This is a genomic window from Cupriavidus sp. 05N40 (assembly GCF_056397305.1).
Window position 1 is genome coordinate 1 of the sequence record NZ_JBFTND010000125.1, and the last position, 21,048, is coordinate 21,048.

Below are 21,048 nucleotides of genomic sequence, written 5' to 3' on the forward strand. Positions count from 1 at the left end.
GGCGTCCTGGCCGAGCTGTTCCTGCGCGGCATCGCCGGGCAATAGGCGTCCTGGCCGAGCTGTTCCTGCGCGGCATCGCCGGGCAATACCGCGGTGATGGCGAAGACGATGGCCGAGACGGCCAGTAGCGAGATCAGCGCCAGACCGATGCGCCGCGCCAGCAGACGCAAGATGAACAGGTTCATGGTGTCTCCTTTCTTAGTTTGTAAATCAGGCCGCGAGTCGCACGTGATCGACTGGCGAATCACCCATCAGACGCCCGGTGGGATCTGGCAAAAGCCCTGGATCTGCTTCCGCTGCGGTATGGAACGCCTCGCGCTGAAAGATTTCGAAAAACGGTGGTGCAGGGCGCTCATGATCCGGGTTGATTCGTCTGGGCCGATAAAGCTCTCGAACGGCTTCTTCTCTGACATGGCAATGACTCCTGGAACGGGGGCCAGGGTCTTTGTGGGATGCGACATTGAAGCATGTGCGCTCAAGCAATTAGTGGGGTAATCCGGGCCATGACAGTAATAGCTGCGGTTTCATGTGTCCCATTTGGCATTGCATGCCRTGCGCTCAGCGCGCGTGCATGTGCACCGCAATATCGGTCGGGATTTACCCTAGGAGTGCGTCATCTTGGTGCGAGCCCGGATGCAGTAATTTTTTCCTATCAGATGCTCGCGTGTTCATCGCATCATGATTTCCCCTTTTCGCCCGGCGCTGCCACCACTGCAATGACATACGCCACGAATCCGCACGATGTAGACGACACGGCAGCCCTGGCGGTCCTGGACAATCTGCGCCGTGGCGAGCCGCTCAGCGGTCTTGTCGACCGTGTGAAAGGGTACTTAAAGATTGTGCGGCTCTATTCTGCTTCCAGGCGATGACCACCAAAACTACCGCTGTGATTGCCGACGATCATCCCGTGGTGCTCGCCGGACTGGCGCCGTACATGGCACGTCAAGGCATTGACGTCATGGCCATCGCGGATAGCGTCAATGGGCTCCTGTTGGAACTCAGGAAGCATGCATTGCTACTGCCGGATATCGTCATCATCGGCTATGACTATGGTGGAGAGATCGACGGGTTACGCCTGATAGAGCGACTACGCCGGATGTACCCCAAGGTGAAGATCGTGGTCTTCTCCGGGGCGCGTCCAAACGGCCTGGTTCGTCAATTGCTGGCGAAAGGTGCCCACGCGTTTGTCGCAAAATCAATGGATCTGCAGTTCGTGGCGGATGCATGTCAAGCCGTCCGCTCAGGTTCCAAGTACATCGACCCCGCCACGGAGAGGTTGTTGATTGCACCGCCCCACCTTTGCGAAGACCGGTGCGACGATCGTCTTAGCCCACGCGAACGCGAGGTAATTCGTCTCCTGGCGCAAGGCTATCCGCTTCAGGAGATTGCACGGAAATTCCAGCGCAGCGTCAAGACGATCAGTGTCCAGAAGTGCTCGGCCATGAGCAAGCTTGGGCTGCGAAATGAAATTGAACTGGCCATGTACCTTGTCAAGGACAGGCACGCGGTGATCGAGTCCTGACTACAAGCGGTGCGCTAGCAACCGTAGTGTGAAAAAAATGGGGCTGCCCAAGAGCAGCCCCGTACGGGCTCTACTGCAAAGCCATGGAAAGTGTCGATATATGCTGATGAACATACACGAGACAGCAGAGCTACCGCACATCCTAAGCCGATACTTGCCTGACGGATATAGGCGGTTGCCTAAAAGAAGCTTTAGATTAAATAGCAACACTGATGGTCAAACTACGGATTGTTAATTATCAAAAAACAGATGCAGAATCCGAGTCGCCCCAATTCGAACCGATACGAATTGGATACTTACTGTTCTTCGAGGAAATCATTTCATGAAAATCAATCTGTYGGCCCTTGCAGTCGCCTTGCTGGTGGTCCCCAGCGCGTATGCGCAATCGAACGTAACGTTGTACGGTGTTGCGGATGTGGGTATTGAATACCTGAACAAGGCCGTTGCTTCGACGGGTACCGTACCGGCCGGTGCCCAGGGAAACAATCTCTGGGCCCTGCAATCTGGCAACCAGTCCGGATCGCGCTGGGGACTGCGCGGCGTAGAAGACCTGGGTGGCGGCATGAAGGGCATCTTCCTGCTGGAAAGCGGCTTCAACCTGGATACCGGCACCTCGGCGCAGGGTGGCCGTCTCTTTGGTCGCGGCGCCTACGTCGGTCTGCAGAACCAGTGGGGACAGCTCACCCTGGGCCGGCACACGACGCCGTTCTATGACTTTGGCGTTACCTATGACCCGATGGCGATCGCGAGCCGCTATTCCATCGGTGCACAAGACCCGTTCATGGGCGGGGCGCGCGCCGACAACTCCGCCAAGTATATGGGGACGTTCGGCGGCCTGAGCGTGACTGGCCTGTATAGCTTCAACAATAACAACCAGGAGGTCGCGGGCAATTTCACCAACGGGCGTGAATACTCGTTCGCTGTGAACTATGCTGCGGGCGGATTCGCCGTTGGCGCCATTTACGACCAGTCGAACCGGTCGGCAGCCACGGCTCTTTCGACCAATAGTCTGATCAGACGGGCCGCAGTCGCCGGGACATACACCTTCGGTCCTGCCAAGCTCTACGGCGGCTACCGATATGCCCACGCGTTCAACGGTGCCACCCTGCCTGGTGTTGCGCTGACCAACACATTGTCGAACCTCGGTTGGGTCGGCGTTGGCTATCAGGTATCGCCGGCGCTGTCGGTCAGTGGCTCCGCGTACTACCAGAACCTGCGTCAGTCGAACGCCGGCAATCCGTGGCAGTTCGTTGCGCTGGTTGACTATGCACTGTCGAAGCGCACGGATCTTTACACGACGGTTTCATACGCACTGAACCGCGGCAAGTCGAATCTGGGGGTGAACGGGTTCAATGACCAGTTGGGTGCGAGCAGCGAAGCCGTGCAGCCGGGTGCAAACCAGTTTGGCGCTGTCGTTGGCATCCGCCACAAGTTCTGAGCTTAAGTCCGTTAGTGCAGACCCGGGGCATCTCCGGGTTCTTGATACAACTCCGTTCGGCTTCAGAGTTTCCAGGTTTGGAGCGCCGTCCGTCCCGGGACGGCTTCGCGTTGGCCGCCGGCTTCCGCATCGTGTCAGCCACAGCGGCGCAGCGTCAGGCCTCCAACTGCGGGCGAGAAAACACCGGAAATTGCAAGTTCAAAGCGTATTCGGCAGCTTCTGCCAGCGCTGCGATGCGATACTGTATCCGGATCGCGAGCCTGCTCTCGCTGTTCATGGCGAGGAAATACAAAGTACGTACCGCCGTAGCCGACAGCCATCACTGTCGTGGGCTATGCCGATTCCTTCGTCGCCATGATGCCCTTCAGACATCGCCACCGGTGATACCAGCCCGCTGGATCATCGGTTGATAATTTTCTAAACGCTCAGAGAAGTAGCCATGTCCGACATCGCGCCCATGAAACGGGAACCCGAGCTATTCAATCCGTCCGTGCAGTTTGTCAACAACGCGAACATTTCCGGCATGGAAGGCTACCGGGCGATGTGCGCTGCAGCCGAAGAAGATTACGAAGGCTTCTGGGCCCGGCATGCGCGCGACCTCATCAGCTGGCATAAGGCGTTCACCAGGACGCTGAACGAGGAGCAAGCTCCGTTCTACCGTTGGTTCGAGGATGGCGAGCTTAACGTTTCGTACAATTGCCTCGACCGCAATCTGTTGAACGGCAATGCCGAGAAGACAGCGATCGTCTTTGAGGCCGACGACGGCCATGTTACGCGGATCACGTATGCGCAGCTTCACGCAAGGGTCTGTCAGCTTGCCAACGGCTTGCGGGCGCTTGGCGTAGGGCGGGGTGATCGCGTGGTCATCTACATGCCGATGTCCATCGAAGGTATCGCCGCCATGCAGGCTTGTGCGCGCATCGGTGCGGTGCATTCCGTGGTCTTCGCCGGCTTCTCTGCCAAGTCCCTGCGCGAACGGATTATTGATGCCGGCGCGGTGGCGGTGATCACGGCCGACGAGCAGGTGCGCGGCGGCAAGCATCTGCCGTTGAAGTCGATCGTCGACGAAGCCATGGACCTGGGTGGTTGCGACACTATCAACAACGTTATCGTTTACAGGCGCACCGGCGCCAGCATCGATCTCGTCCCGGGACGTGACCGCTGGCTGGATACGCTGATCGTCGATCAGCCCATCACCTGCGCGCCGGAATGGGTCGGAGCTGAGCATCCGCTGTTCATCCTCTACACGTCAGGTTCTACCGGCAAGCCCAAAGGGGTGCAGCATGCATGCGGTGGCTATCTGCTGTGGGCGATGCTGACGATGAAGTGGACCTTCGACATCAAGTCCTCCGACGTATTCTGGTGCACGGCCGACATCGGCTGGATCACCGGCCACACCTATATCGCCTACGGCCCGCTTGCGGCGGGCGCGACCCAGGTCGTGTTCGAAGGTGTGCCGACCTACCCCAATGCCGGTCGGTTCTGGGACATGGTCCGCAAGCATCGAACCACGATCTTCTATACTGCCCCGACGGCGATCCGCGCGCTGATCAAGGCTTGCGACAAGGACCCRGACGTGCATCCGAAGCACTATGACCTGTCCAGCCTGCGCCTGCTCGGCTCGGTGGGCGAGCCGATCAATCCGGAAGCCTGGATGTGGTTTTACAACTACGTTGGCAACGGGAAATGCCCGATCGTCGATACCTTCTGGCAAACCGAAACCGGTGGGCACATGATCAGCCCGATGCCTGGCGCGACGCCGTTGCTGCCGGGCTCCTGCGCGCTGCCGTTGCCGGGGATCGTGGCCGCGGTGGTGGATGAATCCGGCAACGAAATGCCGAACGGACAAGGCGGAATCCTGGTCATCAAGCGCCCGTGGCCGTCCATGATTCGCACGGTCTGGGGCGATCCGGAGCGGTTCAAGACAAATTATTTCCCTCAGGAACTGGGCGGCAAGCTTTACCTGGCAGGCGACGGCGCGGTGCGCAATGAAAAGACCGGCTACTTCAGCATTACCGGTCGCATCGACGACGTGCTCAACGTCTCCGGTCACCGTATGGGCACGATGGAGATCGAATCGGTGCTCGTCGCTAACCCGAGCGTCGCAGAGGCCGCCGTGGTGGGCAAGCCGGACGAGACCACCGGTGAGGCCATCTGCGCCTATGTCGTGCTGAAGGGCGCCCGCCCTCAGGGCGAGGAAGCGCAGCGGATCGCCAGGGAGCTGCGCGACTGGGTCGCCAGGGAGATCAGCCCCATCGCCAAGCCAAAGGAAATCCGCTTTGCCGACAACCTGCCCAAGACACGGTCGGGCAAGGTGATGCGCCGGCTGCTGCGCAGCATCGCAAAGGGCGACCAGATTACGCAAGACCTGTCGACCCTTGAAGATCCTGCCATCCTGGAGCAGCTCAGGCGCGCGCAGTAATTTTGCGATCTGGCCGGCGCTTCGTACACAGGGCGAGGCTGGCCGGTCAATGCACGTTGGTCAGCAAATGACTATACGAGGAGACTCAGGAACTGATGGCGAACGTTGTCAAGCCCTAGCGTATGCTCGAAACGATCAAGGACGGGCATTGGAACTATCATCTGCAGGCAAATGAAGTGCTGAAGGCAGGGAACATCAAGCTGGACACGGAGGTCTGCAATGTCGCCTAAGCGACGATGGACGGCAATGCAGGAGCGTTACCCTTCGCTGGGTGTATTCGGGTACATCAACATGATGCTCAATTCGTCCATGCATCCCAGGACTCAGCACCGCGTTTTGGACTGCGTTGAGGAACAGCGCGTATGGGAGTGGCCGGGTTCGCCCGGCATTGGCATCACCCGTTTCGGGCGCTTCGAGCATTCCTGCTGTGTGACGTTCGCACGTAGCGGCCATCACGCCATGTACTACGTGTGCCAGAACGGACGCTATCTCATGGAAGAAGCGCCGACATTTGTATCCGAGTTCCATGCAGGCGATGAGTGACAGCATGCATCGTGCGACACGGTGCATGCTTTCGGGCAAAGCCGACAGTCTGYAGATCAACGCAGACCGGTTCGCTGCGCGGCGCGGTCAGTAGTCCAGCGGCTCCACTTCCACCCGTACGCGCGGTGCGATGGCGCACATCAGTTCATAGCCGATTGTTCCGGCTGCGGCAGCCACGCTGTCGATCGGAACGTGCCTGCCCCAGAGTTCAACGGACGTTCCAGGTGTGGCATCCGGACACCCGGTCAGGTCGACGGCGAGCATATCCATGGACACGCGTCCGACCGTCCGCGTATCGCGATTGCCGACCCGCACCGGCGCATAGTGCCCGATGTCGGATGAACTGGTGCGCGGATAGCCATCGGCATAACCGCAAGCAACGATGCCGATGCGGCGTGTGTCTGGAGCGACGTAGCGGGAGCCATAGCCCACTGATTGTCCGGGCCGCAGTTCCTGCACGGCCAGAATCTTGCTCTGCAATGTCATCGCTGCCCGCAGTCCTTGGTCCTGCACGTCCCGCCAGCAGCCCGAAGGCGAAGCACCATAGAGCATGATGCCGGTGCGCACCCAGTCGGTGCGGCTGTCTGGATGCCAGAGCATGCCAGCCGAATTCGCCACGCTGATCTCCCCTGGCAGTCCACGGGTCGCCGTGCGGAAGACTTCCATCTGYCCGCTGATGCCGGTCGAGCCGTCAGCGTCCGAGAAGTGGGTCATGTGCGTAATTGAACGAATGGCTTCGATGGCCCTGATTCGTTGCCAGGCTGCTCTGTAGTCTGACGGGCTAAAGCCCAGCCGGTTCATTCCTGAATTCAGCTTCAGGCAAACGTCCAGCGAACGCGGCGCCAGTTGGTACTCGGGCGCAAGCACTTCGAGCATGCGTAGCTGCGCTTCGCAATGTAGCGCCGTACTCAGGCGATGGGTGCCCAGCAAGGCGACATCGGCGTCGTCGAAGAAGCCCTCCAGCAGCAGGATCGGCTTGTTCCAGCCGAGCTCGCGCAACTGGATGGCTTCCTGCGGTTCCAGCAGCCCGAAGCCATCGGCTGCCTGCAATGCCGGGTAGACCCGTTCGATCCCATGCCCGTAGGCGTTGGCCTTCACTACTGCCCAGACACGGGAGGACGGCGCTGCGCGGCGGGCAAGCGCGAGGTTGTGGGTTAGCGAATCCAGGTGGATCGTGGCGACAATGGGACGTGGCATAGGTTGTCGGGATAGTGGGCGGGTCGCCTGGCACAGAAGGCACGGCATGCCTTGCACGGCACGCTGGAGGCGGGTCTCCCTCCGCGCCAGCTATTGCCGCGGCGGTGATGGATTTATGGCATTTTCTGGTGGTAATACTTCGCCCGTGACGGCGCCCTAACTCGCGTCTTCGGCGTGATGCCCGCTTCGTACGCCTTGAAGATTTCCTCGTCGCTTGCCGTCAGGTCGAAATCGACACATGCAACCTCGATGCCCTCCCTTTGCTGGCGCTGCTGCCATGCCGCGCACGCGCTCGGATAGTCCCACGCAGAAATCAGGACCTGGTCGTTGGCAGTGAGCGGTATGCCGAAAATGGCCGTGCTCAGACCCTCCGAAGTATTACGGTTCAGCGCGATTTCTTCCGGGCTGCAGTCGGCCAGTTGCGCGAGCTGCTGCTTGATGGCGGGGAGCTCGGCGTCGAGCTTGCTCCACATGTTGACATCCGGGTTATGGCTGACGAGGCGATAGGCATCAATCATTGCCTGTTCGACCACAAGCGGCGGGGGACTGACCGCGGCATTGTTGAGGTTCAGCAACGGCTGTTGCCTGGGATACGCGTCGCGAATGCGTTCCCAGAATGCTTCATCGGTGGCATGACTGCTGGACATTGGGTATTCCCCTGCCTTTTCCGTCATAAGATGGCGGCTGTTTCGACGTGGCTCAGCAGAGCGCCTGGTTGATGATTGCGAACTGCTTGAGCGCGCTATCCGCCGGCGGCACGCCATTACGTGCCATCGCCACGACGGTATCCACCTGAACCAGTCCCACCTGCGCGAGCCAGTCCTGCAGGCCGCTCGTTCCCGTGACATCCACTCGCACGAAAGACCCGGTGTAGGCGCCAGACCAGCAGGCAATCAAGGCTTTCGCGCGTTCACTATCGGAGGCCACCACCGGCCCGATCGCATAGCCCCGCCCGAAGCGGCGCATGACCGAAAATCCGACCGCTTCGCCATTGCGCTTCAGCACCACGGTCTCGGCCGTGGAGAGCAATGCCCTCAGCACTTCGCCCCGCGACATGCCGGTAGCGCGATTCCCCAGTTCGATGATCGTCTCGATATCGCCGGGCTCAAACGGATGCAGCGTTTCCCCTCCGGCAAGTGCAACCGGGTCGACGGCATTCATCGTGCCCTGATGCTGGTTGATGGTGCCGGTCGCGACAAAGCCGAGGCGTTCATACAGCGGCTGTCCGGCGGGGGTTGCATTAAGCAGCGTGCAGCGGTTGCCAAGCGCTTCCAGAACCAGGCGCATCAACTCACTGCCGATGCGCTTGCCTTGATGTGCCGGCGACACAATGATYATCCCGAGCGATGCTTGCTGTCCCTGCTTCCAGCAAAGCCCCGTGCCGATCGCCACGCCAGCTTGCTCGGCGACGAAGCCGGTTCCAAGGCGAAGGACAAATTGCCAGTCTTCGGCACGATGCGGCCAGCGCAAGGCTTGCGACAGCTCATGTGCGGCGGGCACGTCCTCTTCGCTCATCGAGCGGTAGGAAACTGGCGCATGGATATCGTGGCTTGGCATGGTGTCTTCCTTTTGAGTAAGCCGAATCAGCAACACGTCTGGCAGGACTACGAACTGAAGCAATCTTGCCACAGTGTTCCCGCCTCTTTACGGCGCAAATGCGATTCCACATGATCCCCTGACTGCCGCTTCATCACGCAGAGCTTATGCCGTTGGGTCAGCGCCATACCGCACAAATTGCTACGCCCACGCTCGTCCAATGGGCTTGCGGGATGCAGTCAGCTTTCGCACGGAAGGGGATTGACCGACGTCCATCAATAGCGACTTGTTCGGGATRCAGCAAATTATGCTGAACGGCACGTTAAATGCCGCTGTTTCTATGCGTGGACACTGTCCAAACGGGATACTTCAGAAGCTCGATGGTGCTGTAATTCTGTCCGGGGCGTAGGCGACGTCATGGCGGAGCTGATTCATGTCGGGACACACCTACACCGATCGAACTTTTTCCCTATTGAAGGTTTGCGCGGCTCATGGCTACGCAGCGTAATCCTCATTGAATCGCGAGAGCAAGTCATGTCGAATTTGCAGCAGGGTTCCACCGTGCGCGCCACGCCGGCTACCTTTGTCAATTTGCGCACGTTTGCGCAAGACCATTCCCTCGGTATTCCCTTCACCGACGCTTCCGAGGAAAACGACTTCCTTTTCCGCCGTCGCATGCTGGACTTGCCGCCGGGACCGGTAACCGTGGGCGTTATCACACTGGACGGCGGGTGCGGGTCGGTAAAGGCACAGCCGGCAGATGAACTCATCATCGTCTGCGAGGGCAAGCTGACGCTGACCCAGCCGGATCGCACGGTCGTGCTGGGTCCGGGCAACAGCGCTGTGTTGTTACATGACGCAGAGTTCGCCTGGTCTGCGGAGTGCCCGGTGTCGATCATCTTCATGCGCTACAACGACAGCCGCCCCGGAGCGCGCGCGCTGCTGCCGATCGCAGAAGAGCCGGCACTGGAGCCGTCCGGCGCACCTTCGGCCGCGTTGCTGCTCACCCCGACTCCAGCTTGTCGCAACTACACAGACTATCGCTCTCAGGACGGGCAGTTCGTCTGCGGCACCTGGGATTCGACTCCCTACCATCGTCGGGCGATGCTCTATCCCCACTACGAACTGATGTATCTGTTGGAGGGCAGCGTGACGTTTGAAGATGAAACCGGCCGTAGCGGGACATTTTCGCGCGGCGATATCTTCCTGGTCGAACAGAATGCGCAGTGCAGCTGGGATAGCCGTGAGCAAGTGACCAAGGTCTATGGAATTTTCCGGCCGGCCTGATTCGTATTGCGAGCCGTTGACGTTTACTGGTGGTCTCCGCTTCACTGTGAAGCCTTGCCCACAGGCAGTCATGCCTGTGGGCTTTTTATTTGATGGTGCCTTGGATGCGCTGCGCAATGAACTGCACCGCAGGCGGCATCATTAGCGTCCGACCAGCTTCAACAGGCGCAGGCCGGGATACATGCGGTCGATCTCCACCAGATCCTGGTAGGTCTCTTCGAGGATCCAGTCGCGCAGCCTGGTTACGGTAGGGCGAGGGGACGTGGGCGCCTGCTGCACCAGATAGCATTGCCGGTTCGCGACATGAACCTGCGCGATGGCCGGCACCAGCGCGCCCAGCCTCATCCAGTGGGTGACCACGTTCAGCCAGCCCGGCGCAATGCCCTGGCCGAGCATCGCCGTCTGCACCACGATCGAATAGTCGGAAAAATTCAGGTGGTAAAAGTCCCGGCTGCGCTGACCGAGCTCGGGAAACAGCGTCGGCCAGTCACGGTTGCTGTCGGTCAGGTTGATGAGGACGTCGCTGTCGCGGCCGGTATCGTCCCGATAGGCCGGGCTGCACACCGGCACGATGATTTCCGGCATCAGCAACACGCTGTTTTGCGCTGCCTCGCCTGGGGAAAAAAATCGCAGCCCCAGGTCGACGTCATGCAGAGGTCCGCCAACCTTCCCGGAGACCAGCTGGAACCGCAGGTCGACGCCGGGAAAGTCCCGCCGCAGCTTTTCCATGCGCGGCATGATCCAGTGCGTGGTAAAGGCCGTCGAAACGGAGAGCGTGACGGTCTCCAGTCCGGTTGCGCGCGTTTCGATTTCACTGATCGACGCCTGGATGACGTTGAAGCCTTCGGTGATGGCGCGATGGAGCAGGCGACCGTTCTCGGTCAGCTCGACGCCCCCACGTACCCGATTAAAGAGCCGCACGCCCATGCGGTCTTCCATGCGCGCCAGCATCCGGCTGACGGCCGGCTGGCTGACATAGAGTTCGGCGGCGGCCTTGGTCAGGCTGCCGCAGCGCCCGGCGGCCTCGAAGACGAACAGGGCATTGGCGCTGGGAAGTTTTCGCCGGAAATTTGCCATAACCTCAGATTATGTTCGGCCCAACAATTGGGATGTTGTCGTGCTGGCAGGGGCTCTCTACACTTTGTGCATCGTACAACGGATTATCGGGGCAAGGCCGTGTCTGTGCGTCACATCGGGTTATCGGCAGTCGAATTTGCCGGCGGCAAGGGAGGCGATGGCTACCTGGCCGCTCCTATTACATTGAACGCCAACGCGGCCTCGTCGGAACTGGCGCAGGCATCACCCGGACCGGCCGCGTCGGACGCATCACGGAACGTTTTGATCCCCCGCAGGGGCATCCTGGTGGACCCTGCCCACGCGGGCGCGCCTTGCTCTTCCGACCCCTATTGGCACCATGGCCTTGCGCCGTTCCCGAGCGCGGCATCCGAGCTGCCCGCCAAAGTCGATGTGGCGATCGTCGGCGCGGGATTCTGCGGCTTGTCCGCGGCCCAGACGCTGGCCAGGCAGGGTGCGAATGTCGTGGTGCTAGAAGCGCAGGGTTCGATTGCAGCGGAGGCGTCGGGCCGCAATGGCGGCCASGTCAACGATCCTGCGCACCACCATGCCGGAGGGCTTTCCGCAGCTTGCCGACGTGGCGATCACGCATTGCTGGGGCGGGTTGGTCGACATGACGCAAGACCGCCTGCCGCACGCCGGCGAGCGCGACGGTCCTTACTACGCGATGGGATTCAGCGGGCATGGCACGCAGATGGCCGTGCTGATGGGGCAGCGCATGGCCCGCGTGATGGCGGGGGATATCCTGGCCAACCCCTGGCGCATGCGCGACTGGCCTGCCATCCCGGGCCATCTGGGACCGCCGTGGTTCCTTCCCGCCGTCGGCCTGTACTTCAAGCTCAAGGACCTGGTGTCGTGAGCCCACTGAACCGGAAGTGGCCCGATCAAGCTTTGTTTCGATGTCTGGCACCGCGGTCGCCTCCATACGCGACCAGTCGGCAGTTTTCTTTCTCTTCTTTACTAGCGGAGGTATTTCATGGCACTCAAAGACTTCAAGGTACTTACGTTCGATGTGGTTGGCACGCTGATTGACTTCGAGGGCGGGATGCTCGACTACTTCCGTCGCGCCGTGCCCGGCAGCCCCATCAGCGATGAGGATTTCCTGGCCGCCTATCGCCGTACCCGCGCCGCTGACAAGACGATGTGGTATCCCGATGACCTGGAACGTTGCTGGCACCTGATGGCGCAGAGCCTTGGCCTCCCCGACTCCGACGCACTCGCCTGTGGCCTGCGGGACTCCGTGGTCAACTGGAAGGCGTTCCCGGATTCGGTCGAGGCGCTGAAGCGTTTGCGCAAACATTTCAAGCTGGTGGCGATGACCAACGCCCAGCGCTGGGCACTGACTCACTTCGAGAAGACGCTGGACTTCCCGTTCGACGACACGGTCACCTGTGACGATGCCCTGACGGAAAAGCCCGATCCTCAGTACTTCGCCTATGCGCGTGGCCGCTATGACGGCAAATGGGGTTACAAGCAGGCAGACAATCTTCATGTGGCGCAGAGCCAATATCACGACATCGGCATTGCGAAGAAGCTTGGGCTGAAGACCTGCTGGATCGAGCGCCGTCATGCACAGCCAGGATCTGGCGGCACCATGGRAGTGCCCGAGCTGACCAAGCCGGACTACCACTTCCACTCCCTGGCGCAACTGGCCGATGCGGTCGAGGACGATAAGTAACGCAGTCCTACCCGGAGGCGGTGTCGCTGTGTCGCACCGCCCTTGCTCGTCCGCCGTCTCGTATCCATCTCACTCCCTGATCTCCATGCCCATTGCCATCATTCCGCATTCCGCGTCTTGCAGTGACCTCACCGACGACGGTCCTGTCGGCAGACCGTTAAGCCAACCACCGTGCCGCACCAGCAGCTTCAAGTTTGACATCGAGAGCGCCGGACAGAACCGGGCCGGCCTTTGGGAATGCACAGTCGGCGCCTACGAACGGCAAGTTCCGGAAGCAGAAGTCATGCACATCCTTGCCGGTGAATGCCTGTTTACGCCGACGGGTGGGACGCCTATCCGGATCAAGACCGGCGATACGCTGTTCTTCCCGGCGAACACGACCGGCATCTGGGAGATCCTGGAACCCCTGCGAAAGGTCTATGTGATTCTGCAGTGAGCGGCACGCGAGCGGGGACGATCATTGCACGCTCGCGCATCTGAATAGAGCCACGAGGCGACGCATACGCCCCTCTCTCGCGTGCGAGTCGCAAGCGGGAGAGGGGGCAAACCGGCGGCACGCAGGCTTTGTCAGGCTGTGTTGCGATTACTGGATCAGTTCGTTTCCAGCAGCACCTGCGCACGCGCAAAGCGCYCGATGGCATAAGGCTCCAGCGGAATCGAGGTACGGCCCGTGGCGATCAGCTCCGCCATGGTTTCGCCCACGCCGGGGCTGATCGCAAAGCCCTCGCCATTGAAGCCGAAGGCGTAGTACAGGCCGGGCACCGTGGCGCTGGGGCCCATCACCGGCTGCCAGTCGGGGGTATAGCCTTCGATGCCGCTCCACACGCGAATCAGCTGCACATGCTCGAAGGCCGGCACGAAGCGGCGCAGTTCGCGCAGYTGGCGCAGCACGTTGTCGGGCTTCACGTAGGCGCGGATGCGSTCGGTGTACGCCGGCCCCTTGAGGCCRCCGCCGAAGACGATGTTGCCGCGTGAGATCTGGCGGAAGTACAGGCTCTCATGCTCGATCGGCGTAGAAACGCCGATGGAAGGGCCGATGGCATAGGGCAGCGGCTCGGTCACGCCCATCTGCGGGCCGCGCGCGTCCATCGGCACGCCCTCGCYGAACTGCTCGGCCATGCGGTTGGACCAGGCGCCGCACGCCACCAGCATTTGCGGTGCGCGAAAGCGCCGGCCATCGGCGGTGTGAGCGACAAAGCCATTGGCGTCGCGCTCGACCTGCATCACCTCGGCATGCTCGACGATCTGCGCGCCGGCGCGACGCGCGGCGCGCGCGAAGGCCGGGCCGGCCAGGCGCGGGTTGGCRTGGCCGTCCTGCGGCGAGTACGARCCTGCCACCACGCCGGGCGCAAAGATGCCCCAGCGCCGGCGCAACTGCTCGGCGCTGAAGAGCTSCAGRTCCAGYCCGAGCGGCTTCACGTCGCGSRCRTGTTGCTCGAGCACGGYGGCCTGCTGTTCGGTGTAGCACACGCGCAGGTGGCCGTACGGGACGAACTCGAGGTCYTCGCCCAGCAGTTCCTTCACGCGGCCCCAGACGGCACGCGCGCGATTGGCCAGCGGCATCTGGTGCAGGGCRCGTCCCTGGCGGCGCACATTGCCGAAGTTGGTGCCGCTGGCCTGGCGCCCGACCAGCTCGCGCTCCAGCAGCACCACCGAGAGGCCCTGCTGGCGCAGGAAGAAGGCGGTGGTGGTGCCCATCAGGCCGCCACCGAGCACCAGCACATCGGCGTCGTGCGTCTTGGATGCCGTGCTGCTCATGCCTTCACCTCGTGTGTATTCATCATCAGTGGCTTGACCGGTGCCTGCGAGCGCAGGCGACCGACTTGTTCGATCGGGATGCCGCAGGCCTGCGCCACGATCTCGGCCGCGGCATGGCCGCAGAAGCGGCCCTGGCAGCGGCCCATGCCGACGCGGCTGAAGGCCTTGGCCCGATTGACTTCCTGGCTGTCCAGTTCGCTCACGCAGCGGCGCAGCTCGCCCACSGTCACGGCCTCGCAGCGGCATACCACGGCGGCATCGGGCAGGGCGGCGGCCTGCGTGTGCGGCCACGGGAAGGCGCGCGCCAGCCCCTGGCGGAAGCGGTCCATCTGGTCGAGGRTGCGGCGCAGCGCAGCCGATTCCGCGGCGTATTGTGCGCGGCCCCGCTCATGCCCCAGGTCGGCCAGCGCCGCCAGCGCCGCGAGCCGGCCCGCGGCTTCGGCCCCATCGGCACCGAGGATGCGCGCGCCGTCGCCGGCCAGGTAGACGCCGCGCGTGCTGCTGCGGCCGTCCGCGTCGATGCGCGGCAGCCACTGGCGGCTCACGGGGTCGAAGGCGAACTCGCAGCGCGCGAGGTCGGCCAGTTGCGTCTCGGCGCGCAGGTGCCAGCCCAGGCCGACGGCGTCGCASGCGAAGCGCTGCTCGCGTCCGCGCGCATCGCGCACGGTCACGSCCYGCACGCCAAGGCGGTCATCGCCGTCGATGCCCAGCGGCGTCACGCCCTGCAGCACCGGTACGCCGGCATGCTTGAGGCCGCGGATCAGTCCGAGGCCGCGCAGCGCCAGCCGGGGGCGCGCCAGCAGGCCGGTGATGGCACCCCAGGACTTATTGGCGGAGGACGTGTCGAGTACTGCCGCCACGCGCGCGCCGGCCTGCACGTACTGCGAGGCCACCAGGTAGAGCAGCGGCCCGCTGCCGAGGAAGACGACCTGCGCGCCGATGGCGCAGGCCTGTGCCTTGAGCGCGATCTGGGAAGCGCCCAGGCTGTAGCAGCCGGCGCGGTGCCAGCCGGGCACCGGCATGAGCCGGTCGGTGGCACCGGAGCACACCAGCAGKGCGTCGAAGGGCAGCGTCTGCGGCTCGTCCCCGCACACGACGTGCAACTCACCCTCGGTCAGGTTCCACGCCAGCGTGTTGGGACGGTAGTCGATCCGCGCGYGCAGCGCGTCGAAGTCGCGGTGCAGCGCCTGGGCCTTGTCGGCCTCGCTGCCATAGAGCTTGGCGTAGGAGCGTTKGAAGCCTTCGGGCTGGCGGCGGTAGATCTGGCCGCCGTCGCGCCGGCCTTCGTCGATCACGGTAGGGCGCAGTCCGGCCTGCGCCAGTGCCTGGGCCGCGCGTACGCCGGCGGGGCCGGTGCCGACCACGACGATGCGGGGCRATGCTGACGGCGTGCTCATGCGGTGGCTCCCGGCGCGTGGCGCGCGAGCGATTCCTGCAGGTCCGGCGTCGCGGGCCAGTGGTGCGCGGGCGGACGGGTCAGTACCTCCATGCCGGCCTCGGCCGGCGTGGAACAGGCGCGCAGGCGCTCGCCCGCGGGTGTCCACACCCAGCAGTCCTGGCAKGCGCCCATCAGGCAGAACCCCGCACGCGGGCCGTCGCCGAATTCGCTGTCGCGCACGCGCCGGCCATTCAGCAGCAGTGCGACCAGAAGGGTGTCACCCGCCAGGGCGGTGGCACTGCGGCCATCGATGCGCAGGGTGATGGCGGGGCGGTCGGATTCTGCCAGCCGCAKGAATCGCGCGGGCAGTGGGGGAGCGTTGTCGGGCATGGGCGGCGGCTCGGCGTTGGTTTGGAAACAATGGGCTGACCGGACTGACTGAATGGGCTTTGCGGACTTCACAACAGGCTGGCCTGTGCCTCAAGCTTAGGGCGAGTGGCACATGGCGTGGTGCTGCATTCAGGGGACTGAGCGAAGCACGCTGCTGTTATGCGGGCCGTGGCAGCAGATTGTTTGGCAGAGGGCTTCCGGCAGCCTCGCGCAGCAGGCCAAGGCTGTCCAGCCATTGGTCCGGCGCCATGCCGCAGTGCATGGCGATGTCGTTGTGGTGATCGATCGGACTTATCCTGGGCCATATCGTTCGCGCGGAGCCAGAATGCCCTCGGGTTTATCCGAGGGATGCAAGAATCGTCCGCCTCGGGTGGCAGTTTCGCAATTCGATGCGGTAGCGCGGTCCGTAACGGAGACAAATGCTGAGACTTCTTGTCTAGCATGGAGGCATGAATCCACTATCGGTGCCGGCACGCGGCGCCCCTCCTTCCGTGCAAATATTCGACCCCCAGACAGTCTCCGTTCCCTCGGGCCATTTCATTGGCGGGCGGCTCGTGCCTGATGCCGGCCGCATCCCCGTGCGGCGCCCCTCCGATAACCAGGTGCATGCCGAGCTGCCGCTGGCTGACGCCGCCGCTGTGGATGCGGCGGTGCAGGACGCGTGGAAGGCGTGGCGTACCAGCGACTGGGCGCGCCGTGCCCCGCGCGAGCGAGCGCGCGTGCTGCGTCGCTGGGCCGACCTGATCGAAGCCGATGTGCAGGGTCTCGCGCCGCTCGAAGCGGTGTGCTCCACGCGGCCGGTGCACGCTGCCTCGGCCTGGGATGTGCCTTTCACCGCCGAAGGCCTGCGATTCTTCGCCGAATATGCCGACAAGGTCGGTGGGGACGTGGCGGCCACGCAGCACGATCACCTAGGCATGGTGGTGGCCGAGCCATATGGCGTGGTGGGTGCGATCACCCCATGGAATTTCCCGCTGGTGATGGTGTCGTGGAAGGTGGGCGCGGCGCTTGCCGCCGGCAACGCGGTGGTGCTCAAGCCTTCCGAGCTGACGCCGTTCTCCGCTGTGCGCCTGGCCCAGCTGGCGATCGAGGCGGGCGTGCCGCCGGGCCTGTTCAACGTGGTGCAGGGCGACGGGCGGACCACGGGCGATGCGCTCACGCGCCACCCCCTGATCTCGAAAATGACCTTTACGGGATCGACGCAAACGGGCGCCGCGATCATGGCCAGTTGCGCGTCGCATGGCCCCAAACCAGTCACGCTGGAACTGGGCGGAAAGAGCCCGCAACTGGTATTCGATGACGCGCCGGACCTCGATCGGCTGGCAGGCATCATTGCCGGCGCCATCACCGGCAATGCAGGCCAGGTATGTGTCGCGGGCTCGCGCCTGATTGTGCAGCGCGGCATTGCCGAGGCGCTGGTCGAGCGCATCGCGGCACGCTTTGCCGCGCTGCGGCCCGGTGCGACCTGGGATGACGCGGCGACGCTGCCGCCCATCATCTCGGCAGCACAGGCGGCGCGCATCCTCGACATCGTCGAGCGCGCGTGCTGCCCGGGCGCGCAGGTGCGCAGCGGCGGCGGGCTGTTCGACGGCGGGCCGGGCGGCGCATACTTCCAGCCCACGCTGATCGAAGGCGTGCGGGCGGACAATCCTGCCGTGCAGGAGGAAATCTTCGGTCCGGTGCTCACGGTGCAAACGTTCGACGACGAAGAAGAGGGCCTGGCGCTCGCCTCGCACGAGCGTTACGGCCTGGCCGCCGGCGTACACACTGCCGATATCGGAAGAGCGCTGCGCGCCATGCGCGGCATCGCCGCCGGCACGGTGTGGATCAACCGCTACGGGCGCAGTTCGGATTTTGTGATTCCCACCGGCGGCTACCACCAGTCGGGCATCGGCAAGGATCTGGGGCGCCAGGCCGTAGAGGCAAATTTGCGCTTCAAAAGCGTGCTGATCGATTTTGCTGCGGCGCGTTAGCGGTGCGTCATCACTCGCCTGCGCACCCCTGCGGTGCCAACCGCATGACCTGCCGCGGGACCCATGACAAACCGCAGTTTCGCCGCGTGCCACGGCCTCATTTCCATATAAACGCTATGCGGCCGCGTGCTTTAATCCTTTCGAAATAATTCTGTCGCCTGCGCCGGACAATGCGCGGCTCCACCCCGGTCGCCGACCGGAAAACCCTGAGGATCAGAGACCATGACCTTCCGTCCCAAGTACGTGACCTTCGACTGCTATGGCACGCTTACGCGTTTCCGCATGGGCGAAATGACGCGCGAACTGTTCGCAGATCGCATCCCTGCCGAGCAGATGGAGCAGTTCATCGCCGACTTCAGTGCCTACCGTTTCGACGAGGTACTGGGCGACTGGCAGCCCTACGAAGTGGTGCTGAAGAACGCCGTGCGCCGCCTGTGCAAGAAGTGGAAGATCCAGTACTTCGACACCGATGGCCAGCAATACTACGACGCCGTGCCGACGTGGGGCCCGCATGAGGATGTGCCCGCTGGCCTGGCCAAGGTGGCCAAGGAGATTCCGCTGGTGATCCTGTCGAACGCCTCGGACGCCCAGATCCAGAAGAATGTGGCCATGCTCGGCGCGCCGTTCCACCGCGTCTACACCGCGCAGCAGGCCCAGGCCTACAAGCCGCGCCTGAAGGCCTTCGAGTACATGCTCGACTCGCTGGGCTGCAACCCGGAGGATGTGCTGCACGTGTCGTCGAGCCTGCGCTACGACCTGATGTCGGCTGACGACATCGGCATCGTTAACAAGGTTTTCGTGAACCGTGGTCACGGCCCGGGCAACGCGGCGTACCGCTACACCGAGATCCAGGATATCGGTGGCCTGCCCGGCGTCGTCGGCCTTTGAATTGAGCTTCCACAGTTCCATCCCCACCATGAAGCTTGATTCCTACTGGAACGATTCGGTGCCAAGACTGGTACTGGACGCGCACAATCTGCCGCCGCAGGTCGATGTGGCCATCATCGGCGGCGGCTTCACGGGGCTCTCGGCGGCGCTGGCGCTGGCGCGGCGTGGCGCCAGCGTGGTGGTGCTGGAGGCCGGCGCCACCGTGGCGCCCGAGGCCTCGGGGCGCAATGGCGGCCATGTGAACAACGGGCTGGCGGTGGACTACGCGGAGCTGGCTGCCAGGGTGGGCGTGGAACGCGCCCGCGGCTGGTACCACGCCTATGACGACGCGGTCGATACCGTGGAGCGTATCGTGCGCGACGAGGGCATTGCCTGCGACTTCCAGCGCAACGGCAAGCTCAAGCTCGCCACCAAGGCTCACCAGATGGACGCGCTGCGGCGCAGCGCCGAGCGCCTGGTCGTCGACGGCGTGGATACCGACGTGGAAATTCTCGACGCGGCGCGCGTGGGTGCCGAGGTGCAGAGCGAGCGTTTTCACGGCGGCCTGCTGTACAAGCGCAGCGGCCAGATGCATATGGGCCGCTTCGCGCAAGGACTGGCCGTGGCAGCACAGCGCCATGGCGCACAGATCCACACTGGCACCTGCGTGCTCCGCATCGAGCGTGTGCAAGGCCAGGTGCACCGCCTGCACACCGAGCGCGGCACGGTGCTGGCCCGGCAGGTGCTGCTCGCTACCGGGGCATCGCGCCACGGCGGCTACGGCAGCTTCGGCTGGCTGCGCCGTCGCATCGTGCCGATCGGCAGTTTCATCGTTACCACGGAGCCGCTGGGCGTCGAACGCGCTAGGGCACTGCTGGCCAAACGCCGTACCTATGTCACGGTGGCGAACATTCACCATTACTTCCGCCTCACGCCCGACCACCGGCTGGTGTTCGGCGGCAGGGCGCGCTTTGCCGTCTCCAGCCCGCAGCAGGATGCTGCCAGCGGGGAGATCCTGCGCGCCGGCCTGGCCCAGATCTTCCCGCAGCTCGGCCACGTCCGGCTCGACTATTGCTGGGGCGGATTGGTCGACATGACGCAGGACCGCCTGCCGCATGCAGGCGAGCACGACGGCCTGTTCTACTCCATGGGCTATAGCGGGCATGGCACGCAGATGTCGGTGCACATGGGCGAGCGCATGGCTGCGGTGATGGCCGGCGACGCGGCTGCCAATCCGTGGCGCGAGCGCGACTGGCCCGCCATTCCCGGGCATTTTGGCCCGCCGTGGTTCCTGCCTGCGGTGGGCTTGTACTACCAGCTCAAGGACCGGCTTGCTTGAGCTTTGCGCACCTGCTGAGCTTTCGCCGCGATCCCGCTGTTTCCCTCTCAGAATAATCAGGAGCACAACCAACCATGAACGATAGCGGTAATGAGTTCGAGAGCATTGTCGGTCCCGGCGAAAGCCTTCGTGTGATGGATCTGCTCAAGCGCGGAGYCACGCGGCGTGACGTGCTGGCGATGCTGCTGGCGGGCGGCATGCAGGCCACGCTGGCCGGCAGCCTGGCTGGCATGGCCGCCAAGGCCCATGCAGAGACGCCAAAGCGTGGTGGCCGTATCCGCGTGGCCGTTGCCACGGGAGCCGCCTCCGATACGCTCGATCCGGCCAAGCAGTCGAACCAGAACGACTACGTGCGCTGCAACATGGTCTACAACGGGCTGACCTCGCTCGATAGGAGCCTGACGCCGCGGGCTGCCCTGGCCGAATCGTTCAACACCACCGATGCCAAGACCTGGGTCTTCACGCTGCGCAAGGGCGTGGCCTTCCACGACGGCAAGGCGTTGTCCCCGGCCGACGTGGTGTATTCGATCATGCGCCACAAGGACCCCGCCACCGCTTCCAAGGCCAAGGTGCTGGCCGAGCAGATCGAGAGCGTGAAAGCCACCGGCCCGAACGAGGTCACGGTGGTGCTCACCAGCCCCAATGC

General features: G+C 63.3%; 19 protein-coding genes and 3 pseudogenes. 13 read left to right on the forward strand and 9 right to left on the reverse strand.

Going from position 1 to position 21,048, the window contains the following annotated elements; translation table 11 throughout:
* Together AC1DO7_RS25815 and AC1DO7_RS25820 are read right to left on the reverse strand one after the other, a co-directional pair.
* Positions 1 to 185 (reverse strand): annotated as a pseudogene (locus AC1DO7_RS25815) (hypothetical protein); the annotation flags it as partial.
* A gap of 66 nt (positions 186 to 251) precedes the next feature.
* Positions 252 to 413 carry a hypothetical protein gene (locus tag AC1DO7_RS25820; RefSeq protein WP_441624247.1) on the reverse strand — a complete coding sequence of 54 codons (162 nt, stop codon included), beginning with the start codon at positions 411 to 413 and terminating at the stop codon, positions 252 to 254.
* Positions 414 to 865: 452 nt separating this feature from the next.
* Here AC1DO7_RS25820 and AC1DO7_RS25825 point away from each other — a divergent pair, with 452 nt between their 5' ends.
* The 4 genes from AC1DO7_RS25825 to AC1DO7_RS25840 all read left to right on the forward strand — a co-directional run bounded on the left by AC1DO7_RS25825 (position 866) and on the right by AC1DO7_RS25840 (position 5,925).
* The gene (locus tag AC1DO7_RS25825) at positions 866 to 1,522 is read left to right on the forward strand and encodes a response regulator (RefSeq protein ID WP_441624249.1); all 657 of its coding nucleotides are present in this window, start codon (positions 866 to 868) and stop codon (positions 1,520 to 1,522) included.
* A gap of 322 nt (positions 1,523 to 1,844) precedes the next feature.
* Positions 1,845 to 2,960 (forward strand): porin, encoded by a 1,116-nt coding sequence (locus tag AC1DO7_RS25830; protein ID WP_477116713.1) that lies wholly within the window; start codon positions 1,845 to 1,847, stop codon positions 2,958 to 2,960.
* A 439-nt stretch (positions 2,961 to 3,399) separates the two neighbouring features.
* Positions 3,400 to 5,382 carry an acetate--CoA ligase gene (acs, locus tag AC1DO7_RS25835; RefSeq protein ID WP_441624253.1) on the forward strand — a complete coding sequence of 661 codons (1,983 nt, stop codon included), beginning with the start codon at positions 3,400 to 3,402 and terminating at the stop codon, positions 5,380 to 5,382.
* A gap of 246 nt (positions 5,383 to 5,628) precedes the next feature.
* Positions 5,629 to 5,925 carry a hypothetical protein gene (locus AC1DO7_RS25840; protein ID WP_441624254.1) on the forward strand — a complete coding sequence of 99 codons (297 nt, stop codon included), beginning with the start codon at positions 5,629 to 5,631 and terminating at the stop codon, positions 5,923 to 5,925.
* Positions 5,926 to 6,012: 87 nt separating this feature from the next.
* Here the strand turns inward: AC1DO7_RS25840 and alr are convergent, their stop codons facing one another.
* From alr to AC1DO7_RS25855, 3 genes are all read right to left on the reverse strand, one after another.
* The gene (gene alr, locus AC1DO7_RS25845) at positions 6,013 to 7,122 is read right to left on the reverse strand and encodes an alanine racemase (RefSeq protein ID WP_441624256.1); all 1,110 of its coding nucleotides are present in this window, start codon (positions 7,120 to 7,122) and stop codon (positions 6,013 to 6,015) included.
* 113 nt (positions 7,123 to 7,235) lie between these two features.
* Positions 7,236 to 7,769 (reverse strand): aminotransferase class V-fold PLP-dependent enzyme, encoded by a 534-nt coding sequence (locus AC1DO7_RS25850; RefSeq protein WP_441624258.1) that lies wholly within the window; start codon positions 7,767 to 7,769, stop codon positions 7,236 to 7,238.
* A 52-nt stretch (positions 7,770 to 7,821) separates the two neighbouring features.
* Positions 7,822 to 8,679: a GNAT family N-acetyltransferase gene (locus AC1DO7_RS25855; RefSeq protein WP_477116714.1), complete on the reverse strand. Its 858-nt coding sequence runs from the start codon at positions 8,677 to 8,679 to the stop codon at positions 7,822 to 7,824.
* Between the two features lie 396 nt (positions 8,680 to 9,075).
* On the opposite strand from AC1DO7_RS25855, the gene AC1DO7_RS25860 reads away from it, so the two are divergent.
* Entirely contained in the window at positions 9,076 to 9,945 is an 870-nt protein-coding gene (locus tag AC1DO7_RS25860) for a cupin domain-containing protein (RefSeq protein ID WP_441624261.1), read from the forward strand.
* Between the two features lie 141 nt (positions 9,946 to 10,086).
* Here AC1DO7_RS25860 and AC1DO7_RS25865 read toward each other — a convergent pair whose 3' ends face one another.
* Positions 10,087 to 11,022, reverse strand: a complete 936-nt coding sequence (locus tag AC1DO7_RS25865) for a LysR family transcriptional regulator (RefSeq protein WP_441624263.1) — start codon at positions 11,020 to 11,022, stop codon at positions 10,087 to 10,089.
* Between the two features lie 390 nt (positions 11,023 to 11,412).
* Between AC1DO7_RS25865 and AC1DO7_RS25870 the strand changes: the two are divergent.
* From AC1DO7_RS25870 to AC1DO7_RS25885, 4 genes and pseudogenes are all read left to right on the forward strand, one after another.
* Positions 11,413 to 11,505: pseudogene (locus tag AC1DO7_RS25870) on the forward strand (FAD-dependent oxidoreductase); the annotation flags it as partial.
* A 31-nt stretch (positions 11,506 to 11,536) separates the two neighbouring features.
* A pseudogene (locus AC1DO7_RS25875) lies at positions 11,537 to 11,878 on the forward strand (FAD-dependent oxidoreductase); the annotation flags it as partial.
* Positions 11,879 to 11,995: 117 nt separating this feature from the next.
* Positions 11,996 to 12,697, forward strand: coding sequence for an HAD-IA family hydrolase (locus AC1DO7_RS25880; protein ID WP_477116715.1), 702 nt, complete (start codon positions 11,996 to 11,998; stop codon positions 12,695 to 12,697).
* An 85-nt stretch (positions 12,698 to 12,782) separates the two neighbouring features.
* On the forward strand, positions 12,783 to 13,133 hold the full coding sequence (locus AC1DO7_RS25885) for a cupin domain-containing protein (protein ID WP_441624266.1): 351 nt from the start codon (positions 12,783 to 12,785) through the stop codon (positions 13,131 to 13,133).
* A gap of 155 nt (positions 13,134 to 13,288) precedes the next feature.
* Here AC1DO7_RS25885 and AC1DO7_RS25890 read toward each other — a convergent pair whose 3' ends face one another.
* From AC1DO7_RS25890 to AC1DO7_RS25900, 3 genes are read right to left on the reverse strand one after another with little or no spacing between them, the layout of a single operon-like run.
* On the reverse strand, positions 13,289 to 14,455 hold the full coding sequence (locus AC1DO7_RS25890) for an NAD(P)/FAD-dependent oxidoreductase (RefSeq protein ID WP_477116716.1): 1,167 nt from the start codon (positions 14,453 to 14,455) through the stop codon (positions 13,289 to 13,291).
* Positions 14,452 to 15,852 carry an FAD/NAD(P)-dependent oxidoreductase gene (locus AC1DO7_RS25895; RefSeq protein WP_441624483.1) on the reverse strand — a complete coding sequence of 467 codons (1,401 nt, stop codon included), beginning with the start codon at positions 15,850 to 15,852 and terminating at the stop codon, positions 14,452 to 14,454. Before AC1DO7_RS25895 ends, AC1DO7_RS25890 begins: the two co-directional genes overlap by 4 nt.
* Entirely contained in the window at positions 15,849 to 16,223 is a 375-nt protein-coding gene (locus tag AC1DO7_RS25900; protein ID WP_477116717.1) for a (2Fe-2S)-binding protein, read from the reverse strand. The genes AC1DO7_RS25895 and AC1DO7_RS25900 overlap by 4 nt, the downstream gene beginning before the upstream one ends.
* Positions 16,224 to 16,672: 449 nt before the next feature.
* Between AC1DO7_RS25900 and AC1DO7_RS25905 the strand changes: the two genes are divergently transcribed.
* The 4 genes from AC1DO7_RS25905 to AC1DO7_RS25920 all read left to right on the forward strand — a co-directional run.
* Positions 16,673 to 18,196 carry an aldehyde dehydrogenase family protein gene (locus AC1DO7_RS25905; protein WP_441624416.1) on the forward strand — a complete coding sequence of 508 codons (1,524 nt, stop codon included), beginning with the start codon at positions 16,673 to 16,675 and terminating at the stop codon, positions 18,194 to 18,196.
* A 222-nt stretch (positions 18,197 to 18,418) separates the two neighbouring features.
* Positions 18,419 to 19,084: a haloacid dehalogenase type II gene (locus AC1DO7_RS25910; protein WP_013956691.1), complete on the forward strand. Its 666-nt coding sequence runs from the start codon at positions 18,419 to 18,421 to the stop codon at positions 19,082 to 19,084.
* Positions 19,085 to 19,112: 28 nt separating this feature from the next.
* Entirely contained in the window at positions 19,113 to 20,402 is a 1,290-nt protein-coding gene (locus AC1DO7_RS25915; protein WP_441624413.1) for an NAD(P)/FAD-dependent oxidoreductase, read from the forward strand.
* A gap of 74 nt (positions 20,403 to 20,476) precedes the next feature.
* Positions 20,477 to 21,048 (forward strand): ABC transporter substrate-binding protein (locus AC1DO7_RS25920; protein WP_477116718.1); only part of this gene is annotated, 572 nt, incomplete at its 3' end.

Excerpts from the sequence above, each read along its gene's own strand:
- AC1DO7_RS25820 (WP_441624247.1), bottom strand. The coding sequence starts at position 413 with ATGTCAGAGAAGAAGCCGTTCGAGAGCTTTATCGGCCCAGACGAATCA.
- AC1DO7_RS25825 (WP_441624249.1), top strand. The coding sequence starts at position 866 with ATGACCACCAAAACTACCGCTGTGATTGCCGACGATCATCCCGTGGTG.
- AC1DO7_RS25840 (WP_441624254.1), top strand. The coding sequence starts at position 5,629 with ATGCAGGAGCGTTACCCTTCGCTGGGTGTATTCGGGTACATCAACATG.
- AC1DO7_RS25850 (WP_441624258.1), bottom strand. The coding sequence starts at position 7,769 with ATGTCCAGCAGTCATGCCACCGATGAAGCATTCTGGGAACGCATTCGC.
- AC1DO7_RS25860 (WP_441624261.1), top strand. The coding sequence starts at position 9,076 with ATGGCGGAGCTGATTCATGTCGGGACACACCTACACCGATCGAACTTT.
- AC1DO7_RS25865 (WP_441624263.1), bottom strand. The coding sequence starts at position 11,022 with ATGGCAAATTTCCGGCGAAAACTTCCCAGCGCCAATGCCCTGTTCGTC.
- AC1DO7_RS25885 (WP_441624266.1), top strand. The coding sequence starts at position 12,783 with ATGCCCATTGCCATCATTCCGCATTCCGCGTCTTGCAGTGACCTCACC.
- AC1DO7_RS25905 (WP_441624416.1), top strand. The coding sequence starts at position 16,673 with ATGAATCCACTATCGGTGCCGGCACGCGGCGCCCCTCCTTCCGTGCAA.
- AC1DO7_RS25910 (WP_013956691.1), top strand. The coding sequence starts at position 18,419 with ATGACCTTCCGTCCCAAGTACGTGACCTTCGACTGCTATGGCACGCTT.
- AC1DO7_RS25915 (WP_441624413.1), top strand. The coding sequence starts at position 19,113 with ATGAAGCTTGATTCCTACTGGAACGATTCGGTGCCAAGACTGGTACTG.